The 17,079-nt window shown below is 55.8% G+C and carries 25 protein-coding genes; 24 read left to right on the top strand and 1 reads right to left on the bottom strand.

What is annotated here, in order from left to right; translation table 11 throughout:
- Positions 1 to 8: 8 nt before the first annotated feature.
- From rpsC to bfr, 23 genes are all read left to right on the top strand, one after another.
- Positions 9 to 695, top strand: coding sequence for a 30S ribosomal protein S3 (gene rpsC, locus ACZ89R_RS14760; protein WP_003176422.1), 687 nt, complete (start codon positions 9 to 11; stop codon positions 693 to 695).
- A 12-nt stretch (positions 696 to 707) separates the two neighbouring features.
- Positions 708 to 1,121, top strand: coding sequence for a 50S ribosomal protein L16 (gene rplP, locus ACZ89R_RS14755; protein ID WP_007896757.1), 414 nt, complete (start codon positions 708 to 710; stop codon positions 1,119 to 1,121).
- Positions 1,121 to 1,312 (top strand): 50S ribosomal protein L29, encoded by a 192-nt coding sequence (gene rpmC / locus ACZ89R_RS14750; protein ID WP_002555481.1) that lies wholly within the window; start codon positions 1,121 to 1,123, stop codon positions 1,310 to 1,312. Before rplP ends, rpmC begins: the two co-directional genes overlap by 1 nt.
- 2 nt (positions 1,313 to 1,314) lie before the next feature.
- A complete protein-coding gene (rpsQ, locus tag ACZ89R_RS14745) occupies positions 1,315 to 1,581 on the top strand; it encodes a 30S ribosomal protein S17 (protein ID WP_003176419.1) in 267 nt (88 codons plus the stop codon).
- Between the two features lie 23 nt (positions 1,582 to 1,604).
- Complete coding sequence (rplN, locus tag ACZ89R_RS14740) at positions 1,605 to 1,973, top strand: 50S ribosomal protein L14 (protein WP_002555479.1); 369 nt, start codon at positions 1,605 to 1,607, stop codon at positions 1,971 to 1,973.
- A gap of 11 nt (positions 1,974 to 1,984) precedes the next feature.
- Positions 1,985 to 2,299, top strand: a complete 315-nt coding sequence (gene rplX, locus ACZ89R_RS14735) for a 50S ribosomal protein L24 (protein ID WP_007896770.1) — start codon at positions 1,985 to 1,987, stop codon at positions 2,297 to 2,299.
- A gap of 20 nt (positions 2,300 to 2,319) precedes the next feature.
- Entirely contained in the window at positions 2,320 to 2,859 is a 540-nt protein-coding gene (rplE, locus tag ACZ89R_RS14730) for a 50S ribosomal protein L5 (protein WP_003176415.1), read from the top strand.
- A 13-nt stretch (positions 2,860 to 2,872) separates the two neighbouring features.
- On the top strand, positions 2,873 to 3,178 hold the full coding sequence (rpsN, locus tag ACZ89R_RS14725) for a 30S ribosomal protein S14 (protein WP_003176414.1): 306 nt from the start codon (positions 2,873 to 2,875) through the stop codon (positions 3,176 to 3,178).
- 210 nt (positions 3,179 to 3,388) lie between these two features.
- Positions 3,389 to 3,781: a 30S ribosomal protein S8 gene (rpsH, locus tag ACZ89R_RS14720; RefSeq protein WP_003186040.1), complete on the top strand. Its 393-nt coding sequence runs from the start codon at positions 3,389 to 3,391 to the stop codon at positions 3,779 to 3,781.
- Positions 3,782 to 3,793: 12 nt separating this feature from the next.
- Positions 3,794 to 4,327 (top strand): 50S ribosomal protein L6, encoded by a 534-nt coding sequence (gene rplF / locus ACZ89R_RS14715; protein WP_003176412.1) that lies wholly within the window; start codon positions 3,794 to 3,796, stop codon positions 4,325 to 4,327.
- Between the two features lie 10 nt (positions 4,328 to 4,337).
- A complete protein-coding gene (gene rplR / locus ACZ89R_RS14710; RefSeq protein WP_003186037.1) occupies positions 4,338 to 4,688 on the top strand; it encodes a 50S ribosomal protein L18 in 351 nt (116 codons plus the stop codon).
- Positions 4,689 to 4,691: 3 nt separating this feature from the next.
- Entirely contained in the window at positions 4,692 to 5,192 is a 501-nt protein-coding gene (gene rpsE / locus ACZ89R_RS14705) for a 30S ribosomal protein S5 (protein WP_003186035.1), read from the top strand.
- 2 nt (positions 5,193 to 5,194) lie between these two features.
- Positions 5,195 to 5,371, top strand: a complete 177-nt coding sequence (gene rpmD / locus ACZ89R_RS14700; RefSeq protein WP_003186033.1) for a 50S ribosomal protein L30 — start codon at positions 5,195 to 5,197, stop codon at positions 5,369 to 5,371.
- A gap of 3 nt (positions 5,372 to 5,374) precedes the next feature.
- Positions 5,375 to 5,812 (top strand): 50S ribosomal protein L15, encoded by a 438-nt coding sequence (rplO, locus tag ACZ89R_RS14695; RefSeq protein WP_007896782.1) that lies wholly within the window; start codon positions 5,375 to 5,377, stop codon positions 5,810 to 5,812.
- Positions 5,813 to 7,141 carry a preprotein translocase subunit SecY gene (secY, locus tag ACZ89R_RS14690; RefSeq protein ID WP_008073883.1) on the top strand — a complete coding sequence of 443 codons (1,329 nt, stop codon included), beginning with the start codon at positions 5,813 to 5,815 and terminating at the stop codon, positions 7,139 to 7,141.
- A gap of 27 nt (positions 7,142 to 7,168) precedes the next feature.
- Positions 7,169 to 7,285 carry a 50S ribosomal protein L36 gene (gene rpmJ, locus ACZ89R_RS14685; RefSeq protein WP_002555468.1) on the top strand — a complete coding sequence of 39 codons (117 nt, stop codon included), beginning with the start codon at positions 7,169 to 7,171 and terminating at the stop codon, positions 7,283 to 7,285.
- 130 nt (positions 7,286 to 7,415) lie between these two features.
- Positions 7,416 to 7,772, top strand: a complete 357-nt coding sequence (gene rpsM / locus ACZ89R_RS14680; RefSeq protein ID WP_003186020.1) for a 30S ribosomal protein S13 — start codon at positions 7,416 to 7,418, stop codon at positions 7,770 to 7,772.
- A gap of 30 nt (positions 7,773 to 7,802) precedes the next feature.
- Positions 7,803 to 8,192: a 30S ribosomal protein S11 gene (gene rpsK, locus ACZ89R_RS14675; RefSeq protein ID WP_002555466.1), complete on the top strand. Its 390-nt coding sequence runs from the start codon at positions 7,803 to 7,805 to the stop codon at positions 8,190 to 8,192.
- A gap of 18 nt (positions 8,193 to 8,210) precedes the next feature.
- Positions 8,211 to 8,831: a 30S ribosomal protein S4 gene (gene rpsD, locus ACZ89R_RS14670; protein WP_003176404.1), complete on the top strand. Its 621-nt coding sequence runs from the start codon at positions 8,211 to 8,213 to the stop codon at positions 8,829 to 8,831.
- A gap of 22 nt (positions 8,832 to 8,853) precedes the next feature.
- Positions 8,854 to 9,855, top strand: coding sequence for a DNA-directed RNA polymerase subunit alpha (locus ACZ89R_RS14665; protein ID WP_003186012.1), 1,002 nt, complete (start codon positions 8,854 to 8,856; stop codon positions 9,853 to 9,855).
- 42 nt (positions 9,856 to 9,897) lie between these two features.
- Positions 9,898 to 10,284: a 50S ribosomal protein L17 gene (gene rplQ / locus ACZ89R_RS14660; RefSeq protein ID WP_007896790.1), complete on the top strand. Its 387-nt coding sequence runs from the start codon at positions 9,898 to 9,900 to the stop codon at positions 10,282 to 10,284.
- 240 nt (positions 10,285 to 10,524) lie between these two features.
- Positions 10,525 to 11,973 carry a catalase gene (locus ACZ89R_RS14655; RefSeq protein ID WP_429545393.1) on the top strand — a complete coding sequence of 483 codons (1,449 nt, stop codon included), beginning with the start codon at positions 10,525 to 10,527 and terminating at the stop codon, positions 11,971 to 11,973.
- A 155-nt stretch (positions 11,974 to 12,128) separates the two neighbouring features.
- Entirely contained in the window at positions 12,129 to 12,593 is a 465-nt protein-coding gene (gene bfr / locus ACZ89R_RS14650; protein ID WP_007896795.1) for a bacterioferritin, read from the top strand.
- 61 nt (positions 12,594 to 12,654) lie between these two features.
- Here the strand turns inward: bfr and uvrA are convergent, their stop codons facing one another.
- A complete protein-coding gene (uvrA, locus tag ACZ89R_RS14645; protein WP_429545394.1) occupies positions 12,655 to 15,489 on the bottom strand; it encodes an excinuclease ABC subunit UvrA in 2,835 nt (944 codons plus the stop codon).
- A gap of 191 nt (positions 15,490 to 15,680) precedes the next feature.
- Between uvrA and ACZ89R_RS14640 the strand changes: the two genes are divergently transcribed.
- A complete protein-coding gene (locus ACZ89R_RS14640) occupies positions 15,681 to 17,078 on the top strand; it encodes an MFS transporter (RefSeq protein ID WP_429545395.1) in 1,398 nt (465 codons plus the stop codon).
- Position 17,079: the final 1 nt, after the last annotated feature.

The following is a 17,079-nucleotide window of genomic DNA, read 5'->3' as shown; positions in this document are numbered from 1 at the left end:
TCGAAGAGATGGGTCAGAAAGTACATCCCATTGGCATTCGCCTGGGAATCGTCAAGGAGCACACCTCCGTCTGGTACGCAGACGGTCGGACTTATGCGGACTATTTGTTCGCTGATCTGAAGGTGCGTGAGTATCTCCAAGACAAACTAAAAAGCGCGTCCGTAAGCCGTATCGATATCCATCGTCCGGCTCAGACTGCACGTATCACCATCCACACCGCTCGTCCAGGTATCGTTATCGGGAAGAAAGGTGAAGATGTTGAGAAACTGCGTCAGGACCTGACCAAGCAAATGGGTGTGCCTGTGCACATCAATATCGAAGAGATCCGCAAGCCGGAGCTCGACGGTATGCTGGTTGCGCAGAGCGTAGCTCAGCAGCTGGAGCGTCGCGTAATGTTCCGTCGCGCTATGAAGCGCGCTGTTCAGAACGCCATGCGCATTGGTGCCAAAGGCATCAAAATCCAAGTGAGCGGTCGTCTCGGCGGTGCTGAAATCGCACGTACTGAATGGTATCGCGAAGGTCGTGTGCCACTGCACACCCTGCGTGCCGACATCGACTATGCCAACTACGAAGCTCACACCACTTACGGTGTGATCGGTGTAAAGGTTTGGATCTTCAAAGGCGAAGTAATTGGTGGTCGCCAAGAAGAACTGAAACCACAAGCACCAGCGCCTCGTAAAAAAGCTGCTAAGTAAGGGGTACGCCAAATGTTGCAACCAAAGCGTACGAAGTTCCGCAAGCAGATGACAGGCCACAACCGTGGTCTGGCTCAGCGCGGTAGCAAAGTCAGCTTCGGCGAGTTCGCGCTGAAGTCTGTAGCTCGTGGTCGTCTCACCGCTCGTCAGATCGAGTCAGCGCGTCGTGCTCTGACCCGTCACGTTAAACGTGGCGGCAAGATCTGGATCCGTGTATTCCCGGACAAGCCTATTTCCAAAAAGCCACTCGAAGTTCGGATGGGTAAAGGTAAGGGTAGTGTGGAGTACTGGGTTGCCCAGATTCAGCCAGGCAAAGTCCTGTATGAAATCGAGGGTGTTTCTGAAGAGCTGGCGCGTGAGGCTTTTGCCCTGGCTGCTGCAAAGCTGCCGCTCGCCACCGCCTTTGTTAAACGGACGGTGATGTGATGAAAGCGAATGAACTTCGTGAAAAATCCGCACAGCAGCTGAACGAGCAACTGCTCGGCTTGCTGCGCGACCAGTTCAATCTGCGTATGCAGAAAGCAACTGGCCAGTTGGGGCAGTCTCATCTGCTCTCGCAAGTTAAGCGTGACATCGCTCGCGTGAAGACTGTGCTCAACCAGCAGGCAGGTAAGTAATCATGGCTGAAGCCGAAAAAACTGTCCGTACGCTGACTGGCCGTGTTGTCAGCGACAAGATGGACAAAACCATCACCGTTCTGATCGAGCGTCGCGTTAAGCACCCGATCTACGGTAAATACGTTAAGCGTTCGACTAAGCTGCACGCGCACGACGAAACCAATCAGTGCCACATCGGCGACAAAGTCACTATTCGTGAAACTCGTCCTTTGGCCAAGACCAAGTCTTGGGCGCTGGTTGATGTTCTCGAACGCGCTGTGGAAGTCTAAGGACTAGGGGTCGGAGAAATTATATGATTCAGACTCAATCCATGCTCGATGTGGCCGATAACAGCGGCGCTCGCCGTGTTATGTGCATCAAGGTGCTGGGTGGCTCCCATCGTCGTTACGCTGGTATCGGTGACATCATCAAAGTTACCGTGAAGGAAGCAATTCCTCGCGGTAAAGTGAAAAAAGGCCAAGTGATGACTGCTGTAGTAGTCCGCACTCGTCACGGCGTACGTCGTGCTGATGGCTCCATTATCCGCTTTGATGGCAACGCTGCTGTTCTTCTGAACAACAAGCAAGAGCCGATCGGCACCCGTATCTTTGGGCCAGTGACCCGTGAACTTCGTACTGAGAAGTTCATGAAGATCGTCTCGCTCGCCCCAGAAGTGCTGTAAGGAGATCCGACATGCAAAAGATTCGTCGTGACGACGAGATCATCGTGATCGCCGGCAAAGACAAAGGTAAGCGCGGTAAGGTGCTTAAGGTTCTCGCTGACGACCGTCTGGTCGTTGGTGGTCTGAACCTGGTTAAGCGTCATACCAAGCCAAACCCGATGTCGGGCGTACAAGGCGGTATCGTCGAGAAAGAAGCGCCACTGCACGCTTCCAACGTTGCCATTTTCAACGGCGAAACCAACAAGGCTGATCGCGTTGGTTTTAAAGTAGAAGACGGCAAGAAAATTCGTGTCTTCAAGTCGACCCAAAAAGCGGTTGATGCTTGAACACTGCTAGGTAGAAGACCATGGCACGACTAAAAGAGATTTACTGGAAGGAAATCGCACCGAAGCTTAAGGAAGAACTTAAGCTTTCGAACGTGATGGAAGTTCCACGCGTTACCAAAATCACCCTGAACATGGGTCTGGGCGAAGCAGTCGGTGACAAAAAAGTCATCGAGCACGCTGTTGCCGACCTGGAAAAGATCACCGGTCAGAAAGTCGTTGTGACTTACGCTCGGAAATCCATCGCTGGCTTTAAAGTCCGTGAAGGTTGGCCGATCGGCGTCAAAGTGACTCTGCGCCGTGAGCGTATGTATGAATTCCTGGATCGTCTGCTGTCGATCTCCCTGCCTCGGGTTCGCGACTTCCGCGGCCTGAATGCCAAGTCCTTCGATGGTCGTGGTAACTACAGCATGGGCGTTAAAGAGCAGATCATCTTCCCGGAAATCGACTACGACAAGATCGATGCTCTCCGCGGTCTGGACATTACCCTGACCACCACTGCCAAGAACGATGATGAAGGTCGCGCTCTGCTGCGCGCTTTCAAATTCCCGTTCCGCAACTGATTGGAGTAGGAAAATGGCCAAGATGAGCATGAAAAACCGCGAGCTGAAGCGTCAGCTCACGGTTGCCAAGTACGCCAAAAAGCGTGCAGCACTGAAAGCTATCATCGTTGATCTGAACGCAAGTCCAGAAGCGCGTTGGGAAGCTACAGTAGCTCTGCAGAAGCAGCCACGTGACGCAAGCGCTTCGCGCATGCGTAACCGCTGCCGCCTGACCGGTCGTCCACACGGCGTTTACCGCAAGTTCGGCCTTGGCCGTAACAAACTGCGTGAAGCTGCTATGCGTGGTGACGTACCTGGTCTGGTTAAAGCCAGCTGGTAAGCACTGTCAAAGTCTCGGTGTTCGGGATCGCAAGATCCTGACCATCGGTGACCTTGAACTTGAATCAAGCCCCTATTGGGGCTTGATTCATTTGTGGGGTGTGTCTAGAATACCCGGCTCGCCTGAGCCCGTGCTTTTTTCGCGCGGATGTACTCGGCGACACGTAGTAGCCGCAAGGCTAATTTTTTGTGTATTAGGAGCGTCTAGCCCATGAGTATGCAGGACCCGTTAGCGGACATGCTAACTCGAATCCGTAATGCCCAGATGGCTGAAAAGTCCGTCGTAAGCATGCCATCTTCTACTTTGAAGGTAGCTGTTGCCAAAGTCCTGAAGGACGAAGGTTACATTGCGGGTTATCAGATCAGCAGCGAAATCAAACCACTGCTGTCCATCGAGCTGAAGTACTTCGAAGGCCGTCCGGTCATCGAAGAAGTGAAGCGCGTTAGCCGTCCAGGCCTGCGTCAGTACAAGTCCGTCGATGATCTGCCAAAAGTTCGTGGCGGTCTCGGTGTGTCTATCGTCTCCACCAACAAAGGTGTGATGACGGATCGTGCTGCGCGCGCTGCCGGTGTCGGCGGCGAAGTTCTTTGCACTGTGTTCTAAGGGGGGATAAGCATGTCACGCGTCGCTAAGAACCCCGTTAAGCTGCCAGCCGGTGTCGAAGTCAAATTCGCAGGCCAACAGCTTTCGGTGAAGGGTGCCAAGGGTACTCTCGAACTGAACATCCATTCGTCCGTTGAGATTGTTGAAGAAGCTGGTGAGCTGCGTTTTGCTGCTCGCAATGGCGATCAACAGACTCGCGCAATGGCTGGTACCACTCGTGCGTTGGTTAACAACATGGTCCAAGGCGTAAGCCAAGGCTTCGAGCGCAAGCTCCAGCTGGTCGGTGTTGGTTATAAAGCGCAAGCAAAAGGCACAGTGCTGAACCTGGCTCTTGGCTTCTCGCACCCAGTGGATTATGAACTGCCGGAAGGCATCACCGCTGAGACTCCTAGCCAGACCGATATCCTGATCAAGGGCATCGATAAGCAGCTGGTAGGTCAAGTGGCCGCCGAGATCCGCGACTTCCGTCCACCAGAGCCGTACAAAGGCAAAGGTGTGCGCTACGCGGACGAAGTCGTCCGTCGTAAAGAAGCCAAGAAGAAGTAGGGCATAGCAAATGACCGACAAAAAAGTTACTCGACTGCGTCGCGCTCGCAAAGCACGCCTGAAAATGCACGAACTCGAAGTCGTGCGTCTCTGCGTGTTCCGCTCGTCGCAGCACATCTACGCCCAGGTCATTTCGGCCGACGGCAACAAAGTCCTGGCAAGTGCCTCGACTTTGGATAAAGAACTGCGTGATGGCGCCACTGGCAACATCGACGCGGCCACTAAGGTTGGCCAGCTGGTCGCTACGCGTGCTAAAGCCGCTGGCGTCTCGCAGGTGGCTTTCGACCGCTCTGGCTTCAAGTATCACGGTCGCGTCAAGGCGCTGGCTGATGCTGCTCGTGAAGCTGGGCTGGAGTTCTAAGTTATGTCAAATAACGACCAAAAGCGCGACGAAGGCTACATCGAGAAGCTGGTTCAAGTTAACCGCGTAGCCAAAACCGTTAAAGGCGGCCGTATCTTCACTTTCACCGCGTTGACCGTGGTTGGTGATGGTAAAGGGCGTGTTGGCTTCGGCCGTGGCAAGTCGCGTGAAGTGCCTGCTGCGATCCAGAAGGCAATGGAAGCTGCTCGCCGCAACATGATCCAAGTTGATCTGAACGGCACCACTCTGCAGTACGCAATGAAGTCCGCCCATGGCGCTTCGAAGGTGTACATGCAGCCTGCTTCTGAAGGTACCGGTATCATCGCTGGCGGCGCTATGCGTGCTGTCCTCGAAGTTGCTGGCGTTCAGAACGTTCTGGCCAAGTGCTACGGCTCGACTAACCCGGTAAACGTGGTTCACGCCACTTTCAAAGGTTTGAAAGCTATGCAGTCTCCTGAATCCATTGCCGCCAAGCGTGGCAAAAGCGTCAAGGAGATCTTCTGATCATGGCTACCGTTAAAGTTACGCTGATCAAAAGCATGACCGGCCGCATCCCTAACCACAAACTGTGCGTTAAGGGTCTGGGTCTGCGTCGCATCGGTCACACTGTAGAAGTGCTTGATACTCCCGAGAATCGCGGGATGATCAACAAGGCTTACTACATGCTGCGTGTCGAGGGTTAATCGATGAAACTCAATGATCTGAGTCCAGCGCCGGGTTCCCGTCGCGAAAAGCATCGTCCGGGCCGTGGTATCGGTAGTGGTTTGGGTAAGACCGGTGGCCGTGGCCACAAAGGTCAGTCCTCCCGCTCCGGTGGCACCATTGCTCCAGGCTTTGAAGGCGGTCAACAGCCGCTGCATCGTCGCCTGCCGAAGTTCGGTTTCGTTTCCCTGAAGGCCATGGATCGCGCAGAAGTGCGTTTGTCCGAGCTGGCTAAAGTGGAAGGCGACATCGTCACCGTGCAGTCCCTGAAAGATGCCAACGTGATCAACGTCAACGTTCAGCGTGTGAAAATCATGCTGTCCGGCGAAGTTACTCGCGCTGTCACCATCGGAAAGGGAATCGGCGCCACCAAAGGTGCGCGTGCGGCTATCGAAGCAGCTGGCGGCAAGTTCGAGGAATAAATGGCTAAGCAAGGTGCTCTCTCTGCGCTCGGCAAAGGCGGTATGTCTGAACTCTGGGCTCGTCTGCGTTTTCTATTCTTGGCGATTATCGTCTACCGAATAGGCGCACACATCCCGGTTCCAGGTATCAACCCGGACCGACTCGCGGACCTGTTTCGACAGAATGAGGGGACCATTCTTAGCTTGTTCAACATGTTTTCCGGCGGCGCGCTGGAACGGATGAGCATCTTTGCACTGGGGATCATGCCGTACATTTCGGCATCGATCATCATGCAGCTGATGACCGCCGTCAGCCCGCAGCTGGAGCAGTTGAAGAAGGAAGGTGAAGCTGGGCGTCGCAAGATCGCCCAGTACACCCGCTACGGCACTGTCGTCCTCGCTCTCGTTCAGGCAATTGGCATGTCCATTGGCCTGGCGGGGCAGGGCGTTTCGTTCACTGGTGACTTTGGCTTCCATTTCGTCGCGGTATCCACGTTTGTGGCTGGTGCGATGTTCATGATGTGGCTGGGTGAGCAGATTACTGAGCGTGGTGTTGGCAACGGTATCTCGATGTTGATTTTCGCAGGTATCGTCGCCGGTCTTCCGAGAGCGATCGGGCAGTCTTTCGAGTCTGCGCGTCAGGGTGATATCAACATTTTTGCCCTGGTTGCCATCGGTTTGCTGGCAGTAGCGATTATCGGTTTCGTGGTGTTCATTGAGCGTGGTCAGCGTCGTATTGCTGTTCATTACGCCAAGCGCCAGCAAGGCCGCAAGGTCTTTGCTGCGCAGACTAGCCACTTGCCGTTGAAGGTGAACATGGCCGGTGTTATTCCGGCCATTTTCGCGAGCAGCATTTTGCTGTTCCCGGCTTCGTTGGGTACCTGGTTTGGTCAGTCTGAAGGTATGGGCTGGCTGCAGGACATCTCGCAGTCGATCGCTCCTGGTCAGCCGTTGAATATTCTGCTGTTTAGTGCAGGGATTATTTTCTTCTGCTTCTTCTATACGGCGTTGATGTTCAATCCGAAAGACGTAGCGGAAAACCTGAAGAAGTCCGGTGCCTTTATTCCGGGCATCCGTCCAGGTGAGCAGTCTGCGCGCTACATTGATGGCGTTCTGACTCGTTTGACCCTGTTCGGTGCTCTATATATGACGGCCGTGTGTCTGTTGCCCCAGTTCCTGGTGGTTGCGGCAAACGTTCCGTTCTACCTTGGCGGGACCTCGTTGCTGATCGTCGTCGTGGTTGTGATGGACTTCATGTCCCAAGTACAATCGCACCTCGTTTCGCACCAGTACGAATCCCTGATGAAGAAAGCCAACCTGAAGGGTTACGGCAGCGGCATGTTGCGCTGAGTACCCATAAGGTTCGAGGAGTTGGTGATGAAAGTTCGTGCATCGGTGAAAAAGCTGTGCCGTAACTGCAAGATTATTCGCCGCGAAGGTGTTGTTCGAGTAATTTGCAGCGCGGAACCGCGTCACAAACAGCGCCAAGGCTGAGTGTGATTGTGCTTCAAGCCCGGCAGCTAGTGCGCTGCCGGGTTGATTATTTGTTATTACAGCGATATTATCTCGCGCCCTATTTCTTGGCTTCCGGGGCGTAGGTAGCTGTCAATTGGAGTCCCACTGAATGGCCCGTATTGCAGGCGTTAACATTCCAGATAACAAGCATACTGTTATCTCGCTGACCTACATCTATGGTGTTGGTCGCACTACTGCACAGAAAATTTGTGCAGTGACTGGGGTAAACCCAGCCGCAAAGATCAAAGATCTGAGCGACGAGCAGATTGAACAGCTGCGTGGCGAAGTGGCGAAGTTCACCACTGAAGGTGACCTGCGTCGCGAAATCAACATGAAAATCAAGCGTTTGATGGACCTCGGTTGCTATCGCGGTCTGCGTCATCGTCGTGGTCTTCCAGTACGCGGTCAGCGTACCAAGACTAACGCGCGTACCCGTAAAGGTCCGCGTAAGCCGATCCGCAAGTAATCGCCCCAGCGAATCGACAGGAAATTAATCATGGCTAAACCTGCTGCTCGTCCTCGTAAAAAAGTTAAAAAGACAGTGGTTGATGGCATCGCCCACATCCATGCTTCTTTTAACAACACAATCGTGACCATCACCGACCGTCAAGGCAACGCTCTTTCCTGGGCTACCTCCGGTGGTTCGGGTTTCCGCGGTTCCCGCAAGTCCACCCCGTTCGCTGCTCAAGTAGCTGCTGAACGTGCTGGTCAAGCTGCGCTGGAATACGGCCTGAAAAACCTCGACGTTAACGTCAAAGGTCCAGGCCCAGGTCGTGAATCCGCAGTCCGCGCTTTGAACGGCTGTGGCTACAAGATCGCCAGCATCACCGACGTGACGCCAATCCCGCACAACGGGTGCCGTCCGCCGAAGAAGCGCCGCGTGTAATCCAGGAGATTGTAAAGAATGGCTCGTTACATTGGTCCAAAATGCAAACTCGCTCGTCGCGAAGGCACCGATCTCTTTCTGAAGAGCGGCGTGCGCGCGATCGAATCGAAGTGCAACATCGAAGCAGCACCTGGTATCCACGGCCAGCGCCGCGGTCGCCAGTCCGATTACGGCACCCAACTGCGTGAAAAGCAGAAGGTCCGTCGTATCTACGGCGTTCTCGAGCGTCAATTCAGCGGCTACTACAAAGAAGCTGCTGGCAAGAAAGGCGCAACTGGCGAAAACCTGTTGCAGCTGCTCGAATGCCGTCTGGACAACGTTGTATACCGTATGGGTTTTGGCTCTACTCGTGCCGAATCCCGTCAGCTGGTATCGCACAAGTCGATCAGCGTTAACGGTCAGACCGTAAACGTTCCGTCTTACCAGGTTCGTGCTGGTGACGTGGTCGCAGTTCGCGAGAAAGCAAAGAACCAACTTCGCATTGTCCAAGCTCTCGATCTGTGTGCCCAACGTGGCCGCGTAGAATGGGTAGAAGTAGACACTGAGAAGAAGTCGGGCGTTTTCAAGAACGTTCCTGCTCGCAGTGATCTGTCCGCCGACATCAACGAAAGCCTGATTGTCGAGCTCTACTCCAAGTAAGGGCTAGAAAATAGGTGCATCCATGCAGATTTCGGTAAATGAGTTCCTGACACCCCGCCATATTGATGTGCAGGTTGTCAGTCCAACCCGCGCCAAGATCACTCTCGAGCCTCTCGAGCGTGGTTTTGGCCACACCCTGGGCAACGCGCTGCGCCGCATCCTGTTGTCCTCAATGCCCGGCTGTGCAGTAGTCGAGGCCGAGATTGACGGTGTGCTCCATGAGTACAGCGCCATCGAAGGTGTACAGGAAGACGTAATTGAAATCCTGTTGAACCTTAAAGGTCTGGCTATCAAGCTGCACGGTCGAGACGAAGTTACGCTGACCTTGTCGAAGAAGGGTTCGGGGGTGGTTACCGCTGCCGATATTCAGCTGGATCATGATGTCGAGATCGTTAACCCCGATCACGTAATCGCTAACCTGGCGTCTAACGGCGCCCTGAACATGAAGCTCACCGTAGCTCGTGGTCGTGGTTATGAACCGGCAGACTCGCGTCAGAGCGATGAAGACGAAAGCCGCAGCATCGGTCGCTTGCAGCTTGACTCTTCGTTCAGCCCGGTTCGCCGTATCGCTTACGTGGTGGAAAACGCCCGTGTCGAACAGCGTACTAACCTGGACAAGCTGGTTATTGATCTGGAAACCAACGGTACCCTGGATCCTGAAGAGGCTATCCGCCGTGCTGCAACCATCCTGCAACAGCAGTTGGCTGCGTTCGTCGATCTCAAAGGTGATAGTGAGCCAGTGGTTGTCGAGCAGGAAGACGAGATCGATCCGATCCTGCTTCGCCCGGTTGACGATCTGGAACTGACTGTACGTTCGGCTAACTGCCTTAAGGCGGAAAACATCTACTACATCGGCGACCTGATTCAGCGCACCGAAGTAGAGCTGTTGAAGACTCCGAACCTTGGCAAGAAATCCTTGACTGAAATCAAGGACGTTCTGGCCTCCCGCGGTCTGTCCCTCGGCATGCGCCTCGACAACTGGCCGCCTGCAAGTCTTAAGAAGGACGACAAGGCGACTGCCTGATCGTCGTAATCACCGAACGTTGTGTTTGGTAAGGAATGAACCATGCGTCATCGTAAAAGTGGTCGTCACCTGAGCCGCACCAGCTCGCACCGCAAGGCCATGTTTCAAAACATGGCGGTGTCGCTGTTCGAGCACGAGCTGATCAAAACTACACTGCCAAAAGCCAAAGAACTGCGTCGCGTTGCTGAGCCGCTGATCACTTTGGCCAAGACAGACAGCCTGGCTAACCGCCGTCTGGCTTTCGACCGTACTCGTTCGAAAGCTATCGTTGGTAAGCTCTTCAACGACCTGGGCAAGCGTTACGCTACCCGTGAGGGTGGCTACCTGCGCATCCTCAAGTGCGGCTTCCGCACTGGCGACAACGCGCCTATGGCGTACGTCGAGTTGGTTGATCGTCCTGTCGGCGGTGAAGCTGTATCCGCTGAGTAAGACGTCAGTCTGAAACAAAGAACCGGGCCTAGTGCCCGGTTTTTTGTGCGTGTCAGAAAACGCGCTGTTCGTACAAGCTTCCTTGCGGTTCATGCCTTCAGTATATGAGCGGGATTGTTGGTAGTATTTTTCTATTGATGTCTGCAAATTAATGAATTTGTAGGTGCCATGATTGATGGTCAATACTCCCTCCCACGCCGATTAGCCGGCAGTTCCAAAACTGACAGAGGATGAGATCGCATGAGCCAAAACAAAACGCTTACGACCGCCAGTGGCGCTCCTGTCGCCGACAACCAGAATTCCCGCTCCGCCGGCCCTCGTGGCCCTTTGCTGCTCGACGATTTCCACCTGATCGAGAAGCTCGCGCATTTCAACCGTGAAAACATTCCTGAGCGTCGTGTACACGCCAAAGGTTCGGGTGCTTACGGTACGTTCACCGTGACTCGCGACATCACTCAGTACACCAGTGCCAAGCTGTTTGAGTCCGTCGGCAAACAAACCCCGACCTTCCTGCGATTCTCCACCGTTGGTGGCGAACGTGGTTCGGCTGACACCGAGCGTGATCCACGCGGTTTTGCCCTGAAGTTCTACACAGAAGAAGGCAACTGGGACATCGTCGGTAACAACACGCCGGTGTTCTTCATTCGTGATCCGCTGAAATTCCCTGACTTCATCCACACCCAAAAGCGCCTGCCGCAAAGCAACCTGAAAAGCGCGCAGGCGATGTGGGATTTCTGGTCGCATTCGCCTGAGGCGTTGCACCAGGTCACTATCCTGTTCTCGGACCGCGGCATCCCTGACGGCTATCGCCACATGCATGGCTTCGGCAGTCACACCTATAGCCTGATCAACGCCAATGGCGAACGTCACTGGGTGAAGTGGCACTACAAAACCAGGCAAGGGATCAAGAACCTCGCTCCGGCAGAAGCAGCACGCCTGGCGGGTACTGATCCGGATTACGCGCAACGTGATCTGTTCGGCGCCATTGAGCGCGGTGATTTCCCGAAATGGAGTGTCAATATCCAGATCATGACCGAGGCTCAGGCTGCGGCTCACTACGAGAACCCATTCGATGTGACCAAGACCTGGTCGCAGAAAGAGTTCCCATTGATCGAGGTGGGTGAGCTTGAACTCAATCGCAATCCGCTGAACTACTTCGCTGAAGTCGAGCAGGCGGCGTTCGGTCCGAGCAACATGGTCCCGGGTGTCGGTCTGTCGCCTGACCGCATGCTGCAAGGTCGCGTGTTCGCTTACGCTGACGCTCACCGCTATCGTGTGGGGACCAATCACCAGCAACTGCCGGTGAACGCGCCTCGCAGCCCGGTCAACACTTACCAGCGCGACGGCTCCATGGCGTTTGGCGCCAATGGCGGCGCAGCGCCGAACTACGAACCGAACAGTTACGTAGAATCACCGAAACAGGCACCGCGCTACGCGGAACCTGCCTTGGCCTTGAGCGGCGCGGCTGATCGTTACGATCATCGCGAAGACACCGACTACTACAGCCACGCCGGTGCGTTGTTCCGTTTGATGAGCGAGGAGCAGAAAAACCTGCTGATCAACAACATTGCCGGCGCAATGGCAGGAGTTTCCAGCGATGTGGTTGATCGCCAATTGCAGCATTTCTTCAAGGCCGACCCGGCGTATGGAGAAGCAATCGCAAAGGCACTCAACGTACAGCTTAACTAAGTCTAAACGATAAGCAGAACCGCCCTCATTTGGGCGGTTTTTGCGTTATTTAAGCTGCTTTTCTAAGAATATCTTCGCTTTTATAGCGTCGGGCGAGTGACCTTCCAGTCAGGTTGGTTCAAACTACAGACTTTAAAGCAGGGAGATGTAGGGCGATGCAAGGTCACCCAGACGTAATCGATTACCTCAACACGTTGCTGACAGGCGAACTGGCAGCCCGTGATCAATATTTCGTCCATTCGCGGATGTATGAGGACTGGGGTTTCACCAAGCTCTACGAACGTATCAACCACGAGATGGAAGAAGAAGCCGGGCACGCTGATGCCCTGATGCGTCGTATTCTGATGCTCGAAGGCACGCCTCGCATGCGTCCGGACGACCTTGATGTTGGCACCACTGTGCCGGACATGCTCGCCGCTGACCTGCGCCTGGAATACAAAGTCCGCGCCGCGCTCTGCAAGGGCATTGAACTCTGCGAGCAGCACAAGGACTACGTCAGCCGCGAGATGCTGCGGGTTCAATTGCATGACACCGAAGAAGACCACACCTACTGGCTTGAAAAGCAGATGGGTCTGATCAAGTTGATCGGTCTCGAGAACTACCTGCAATCCCACGCCTGATTGCACCGATACAAAAGCCCCTGTCACTGAGCAAGTGACGGGGCTTTTTTTGGAGCCGGATTCAGGCCCGATCACGCTCCAGCAGTGGCTTGAGATAGAAGCCTGTGTGGGACTGCTTCATCTCCGACACTTCCTCTGGCGTACCAACGGCAATGATCTGCCCACCCTTGGAACCACCTTCCGGCCCCAGGTCCACCAACCAGTCGGCGGTCTTGATCACGTCCAGGTTGTGCTCGATCACCACCACGGTATTACCGTGGTCGCGCAGACGATGCAGTACGTCGAGCAGTTGCTGGATATCCGCAAAGTGCAGGCCGGTGGTCGGCTCATCGAGGATGTATAGCGTCTTGCCGGTATCACGCTTGGACAGCTCGCGAGACAGTTTCACCCGCTGGGCTTCACCGCCGGACAGCGTCGTCGCCGATTGCCCCAGCTTGATGTAGGAAAGGCCTACGTCCATCAGCGTCTGAAGCTTGCGCGCCAAAGCTGGAACGGCGTCGAAGAATACCCGGGCTTCCTCGATAGTCATCTCGAGGGTTTCGTGGATGCTCTTGCCCTTGTACTTGATCTCCAGCGTCTCGCGGTTGTAGCGCTTGCTCTTGCAGACGTCGCACGGGACATAGATGTCCGGCAGAAAGTGCATTTCCACCTTGATCAGGCCATCGCCCTGACAGGCTTCGCAACGACCACCCTTCACGTTGAAGGAGAAACGCCCCGGTCCGTAACCGCGGGAGCGGGATTCCGGCACGCCGGCGAACAACTCGCGAATCGGCGTGAACAGCCCGGTATAGGTTGCGGGGTTGGAGCGTGGCGTGCGACCGATCGGGCTCTGGTCAATGTCCACAACCTTGTCCAGATGTTCCAGGCCTTTAATGCTGTCGTGAGCAGCCGCTTCCAGCGTCGTTGCCCCATTGAGTGCGGTAGCGCTCAAAGGAAACAGTGTGTTGTTGATCAGCGTTGACTTGCCTGAACCGGAAACACCCGTCACGCAGGTCAACAGGCCGATCGGAATCTCCAGATCGACATTGCGCAAATTGTTTCCGCGAGCGCCCTTGAGGGCCAACGACAACTTCTTGTTACGCGGCGTGCGTTTGGCTGGCACGGCGATCTTCACTCGCCCCGACAAGTACTTGCCGGTCAGCGAATCAGGGTGAGCCATGACCTCGGCCGGCGTACCTTCGGCGACGATATGCCCACCGTGTACACCCGCGCCCGGGCCGATATCCACCACATAGTCGGCCAGACGAATCGCGTCTTCGTCGTGCTCGACCACGATCACCGTGTTACCGATGTCCCGCAGGTGCTTGAGGGTGCCTAGCAACCGGTCGTTGTCCCGTTGGTGCAGTCCAATTGACGGTTCGTCGAGGATATACAGAACCCCCACCAGGCCTGCGCCGATCTGGCTAGCCAAGCGAATCCGCTGGGCCTCACCGCCGGATAGTGTGTCGGCACTGCGATCCAATGACAGATAGTCCAGGCCAACGTTGACCAGGAACTGCAAACGCTCGCGGATTTCCTTGAGAATCTTGTCGGCGATCTCGCCACGGCGACCGGTCAGTTTCAGTAAGCCGAAATATTCGCAGGCGTCGCCGATCGGCAGATTGGTGACAGCCGGCAAGGTCTTCTCGCCAACCCACACGTGCCGCGCCTCGCGACGCAGACGCGTGCCGCGGCAATCCGGGCAGGGCTGGGTGCTGAGGAATTTGGCCAGTTCTTCACGGACCGAAGCCGATTCGGTTTCGCGGTAGCGGCGTTCCAGGTTCGGCACGATGCCTTCGAACGGGTGCGAACGTTTGACGATGTCGCCACGGTCGTTCAGGTATTTGAAGTCGACGTTCTGCGAGCCACTGCCGTGCAGGATGAATTTCTGCTGATCGGCCGGCAGGTCGTTGAACGGCACTTCAAGGCTGAACTTGTAGTGGGCGGCCAGCGACCCGAGCATCTGGAAGTAATAGACGTTGCGCCTGTCCCAGCCGCGAATCGCACCTTCGGCCAGGGTCAGTTCACCGTTCACCAGTCGTTTGGTGTCGAAGAACTGTTTAACCCCCAGGCCATCGCAGGTCGGGCAGGCGCCGGCCGGGTTGTTGAAGGAAAACAGCTTGGGTTCCAGCTCGCTGATGGCGTGGCCGCAGATCGGGCAGGCAAAGCGCGCGGAGAAGATGATTTCTTCGCCGGGTTCGTCATCCATTGGTGCCACAAGAGCGATACCGTCCGCCAGTTTCAGCGCGGTCTCGAACGATTCGGCCAGGCGTTGTTGCAAATCGGCCCGGACCTTGAAGCGATCGACCACAACATCGATCGAGTGCTTCTTCTGTTTATCCAGTTTCGGCAACTCGTCCAGCTCGCAAAGCCTGCCGTTGACCCGGGCCCGTACAAAACCCTGGGCGCGCAGTTCTTCGAAGACCGAGAGGTGCTCGCCCTTGCGCTCGCGGATCACCGGGGCCAGCAGCATCAGTTTGCTGCCCTCCGGTTGTGCCAGCACCAGGTCGACCATCTGGCTGACGGTCTGGGCTTCCAGCGGAATGTCGTGATCCGGGCAGCGCGGAATACCAACGCGGGCATAGAGCAGGCGCAGGTAGTCGTAGATTTCGGTAATGGTGCCAACCGTCGAGCGCGGGTTGTGCGAGGTCGACTTCTGTTCGATGGAGATCGCTGGCGACAGACCTTCAATGGTGTCGACGTCAGGTTTTTCCATCATCGACAGGAATTGCCGGGCGTAAGCCGACAGCGATTCGACATAACGGCGCTGGCCTTCGGCGTACAGCGTGTCGAAGGCCAGGGACGACTTGCCGGATCCGGACAGGCCGGTGATGACGATCAGTTTGTCCCGTGGCAGGGTCAGGTCGATGTTCTTCAGGTTGTGGGTTCGGGCCCCACGAATCAGGATCTTGTCCAAAGTGGCCTCGCTCGGCGGGCGTCGAAAACGTAGGAGTATACGGCCAAATACTGGATGGATGCACACTGTCGAATGAGGGGCGCGCAGCCTTGCATGAAGACTGTGTCATCTATACGCGTCATAGCGTCGCGATATACCCCGTCAATCGATGGGACTGGTAGAATCGCCGCCGGTTCACATGAGGTTTTTCCATGCACGATCCCCACAGCGAACGCATGAGTGGCAGTGAGACCCGCGCAGCAAGCGGTCTGGCCCTGGTGTTCGCCTTCCGTATGCTTGGCATGTTCATGGTGTTGCCGGTTCTGGCGACCTATGGGATGGACCTGGCAGGAGCGACCCCGGCCCTCATCGGGTTGGCGATTGGCGCTTACGGCCTGACCCAGGCGATCTTTCAGATTCCTTTTGGCTTCATTTCCGACCGCATCGGTCGTCGTCCGGTGATTTACCTGGGGCTGATCATCTTCGCCCTGGGGAGTGTGCTGGCGGCCAATGCCGATTCGATCTGGGGCGTTATCGCCGGACGTATCTTGCAAGGTGCCGGGGCGATTTCTGCGGCGGTGATGGCATTGCTGTCAGACCTGACCCGGGAACAGCATCGGACCAAAGCCATGGCCATGATTGGCATGACGATTGGTCTGTCGTTCGCTGTCGCCATGGTTGTAGGCCCGTTGCTGACCCGTGTCTTCGGTCTGTCCGGGTTGTTCTTCGCCACCGGTGGCATGGCGCTGGTCGGCATCGTCATCGTGATGTTCATGGTGCCGCGTGCAACCGGGCCGTTGCAGCACCGCGAGTCCGGCGTTGCGCGCCAGGCGCTGATACCGACACTCAAGCATCCGGACCTGCTGCGCCTGGACCTGGGTATTTTTGTGTTGCACGCGATGTTGATGTCGAGCTTCGTTGCATTGCCCCTGGCCCTGGTCGAAAAAGCCGGACTGCCCAAAGAGCAGCATTGGTGGGTGTACCTGACTGCGTTGTTGATTTCCTTCTTCGCCATGATCCCGTTCATTATCTACGGCGAGAAGCGACGCAAAATGAAACGAGTTTTGCTCGGTGCCGTCGTGACGCTGATGTTCACTGAGCTATTCTTCTGGCAGTTCGGCGACAGCTTGCGGGCTCTGGTGATTGGTACGGTGGTGTTCTTCATCGCGTTCAATCTGCTGGAAGCCTCCTTGCCATCGTTGATCAGCAAGGTTTCACCGGCAGGCGGCAAGGGCACAGCGATGGGGGTATATTCCACCAGTCAGTTCCTCGGTTCGGCACTGGGCGGGATCCTCGGCGGCTGGATGTTCCAGCACGGCGGTTTGTCGGTTGTATTCCTCGGATGCGCCGGCCTGGCTGCCCTCTGGCTGGCCTTTGCTGTTACCATGCGCGAACCACCTTACGTCACGAGCCTGCGCTTGCCGTTGTCGCCCGAGGCGATCCGCGAAGCGGGTCTGGTCGAGCGCCTGAAGGCCGTCGTAGGGGTGACAGATGCAGTGATCGTCGAAGATGAAGCGGCGATTTACATCAAATTGGACACAGAACTATTGGATCGCACCACCCTTGAGCGCCTGGTGAACAACCCGGCCGGGGCAGCGTGCGTAGCCTAGG

This window comes from Pseudomonas sp. TE3728, from assembly GCF_056279145.1.
Note: the sequence above shows the minus strand (reverse complement) of the source record. Positions and strands in the feature narration are given on the sequence as shown.

Bases quoted from the DNA above. Each gene is read 5' to 3' on its own strand.
- rpsC (WP_003176422.1), top strand. From the start codon at position 9: ATGGGTCAGAAAGTACATCCCATTGGCATTCGCCTGGGAATCGTCAAG.
- rplP (WP_007896757.1), top strand. From the start codon at position 708: ATGTTGCAACCAAAGCGTACGAAGTTCCGCAAGCAGATGACAGGCCAC.
- rpmC (WP_002555481.1), top strand. From the start codon at position 1,121: ATGAAAGCGAATGAACTTCGTGAAAAATCCGCACAGCAGCTGAACGAG.
- rpsQ (WP_003176419.1), top strand. From the start codon at position 1,315: ATGGCTGAAGCCGAAAAAACTGTCCGTACGCTGACTGGCCGTGTTGTC.
- rplN (WP_002555479.1), top strand. From the start codon at position 1,605: ATGATTCAGACTCAATCCATGCTCGATGTGGCCGATAACAGCGGCGCT.
- rplX (WP_007896770.1), top strand. From the start codon at position 1,985: ATGCAAAAGATTCGTCGTGACGACGAGATCATCGTGATCGCCGGCAAA.
- rplE (WP_003176415.1), top strand. From the start codon at position 2,320: ATGGCACGACTAAAAGAGATTTACTGGAAGGAAATCGCACCGAAGCTT.
- rpsN (WP_003176414.1), top strand. From the start codon at position 2,873: ATGGCCAAGATGAGCATGAAAAACCGCGAGCTGAAGCGTCAGCTCACG.
- rpsH (WP_003186040.1), top strand. From the start codon at position 3,389: ATGAGTATGCAGGACCCGTTAGCGGACATGCTAACTCGAATCCGTAAT.
- rplF (WP_003176412.1), top strand. From the start codon at position 3,794: ATGTCACGCGTCGCTAAGAACCCCGTTAAGCTGCCAGCCGGTGTCGAA.
- rplR (WP_003186037.1), top strand. From the start codon at position 4,338: ATGACCGACAAAAAAGTTACTCGACTGCGTCGCGCTCGCAAAGCACGC.
- rpsE (WP_003186035.1), top strand. From the start codon at position 4,692: ATGTCAAATAACGACCAAAAGCGCGACGAAGGCTACATCGAGAAGCTG.
- rpmD (WP_003186033.1), top strand. From the start codon at position 5,195: ATGGCTACCGTTAAAGTTACGCTGATCAAAAGCATGACCGGCCGCATC.
- rplO (WP_007896782.1), top strand. From the start codon at position 5,375: ATGAAACTCAATGATCTGAGTCCAGCGCCGGGTTCCCGTCGCGAAAAG.
- secY (WP_008073883.1), top strand. From the start codon at position 5,813: ATGGCTAAGCAAGGTGCTCTCTCTGCGCTCGGCAAAGGCGGTATGTCT.
- rpmJ (WP_002555468.1), top strand. From the start codon at position 7,169: ATGAAAGTTCGTGCATCGGTGAAAAAGCTGTGCCGTAACTGCAAGATT.
- rpsM (WP_003186020.1), top strand. From the start codon at position 7,416: ATGGCCCGTATTGCAGGCGTTAACATTCCAGATAACAAGCATACTGTT.
- rpsK (WP_002555466.1), top strand. From the start codon at position 7,803: ATGGCTAAACCTGCTGCTCGTCCTCGTAAAAAAGTTAAAAAGACAGTG.
- rpsD (WP_003176404.1), top strand. From the start codon at position 8,211: ATGGCTCGTTACATTGGTCCAAAATGCAAACTCGCTCGTCGCGAAGGC.
- ACZ89R_RS14665 (WP_003186012.1), top strand. From the start codon at position 8,854: ATGCAGATTTCGGTAAATGAGTTCCTGACACCCCGCCATATTGATGTG.
- rplQ (WP_007896790.1), top strand. From the start codon at position 9,898: ATGCGTCATCGTAAAAGTGGTCGTCACCTGAGCCGCACCAGCTCGCAC.
- ACZ89R_RS14655 (WP_429545393.1), top strand. From the start codon at position 10,525: ATGAGCCAAAACAAAACGCTTACGACCGCCAGTGGCGCTCCTGTCGCC.
- bfr (WP_007896795.1), top strand. From the start codon at position 12,129: ATGCAAGGTCACCCAGACGTAATCGATTACCTCAACACGTTGCTGACA.
- ACZ89R_RS14640 (WP_429545395.1), top strand. From the start codon at position 15,681: ATGCACGATCCCCACAGCGAACGCATGAGTGGCAGTGAGACCCGCGCA.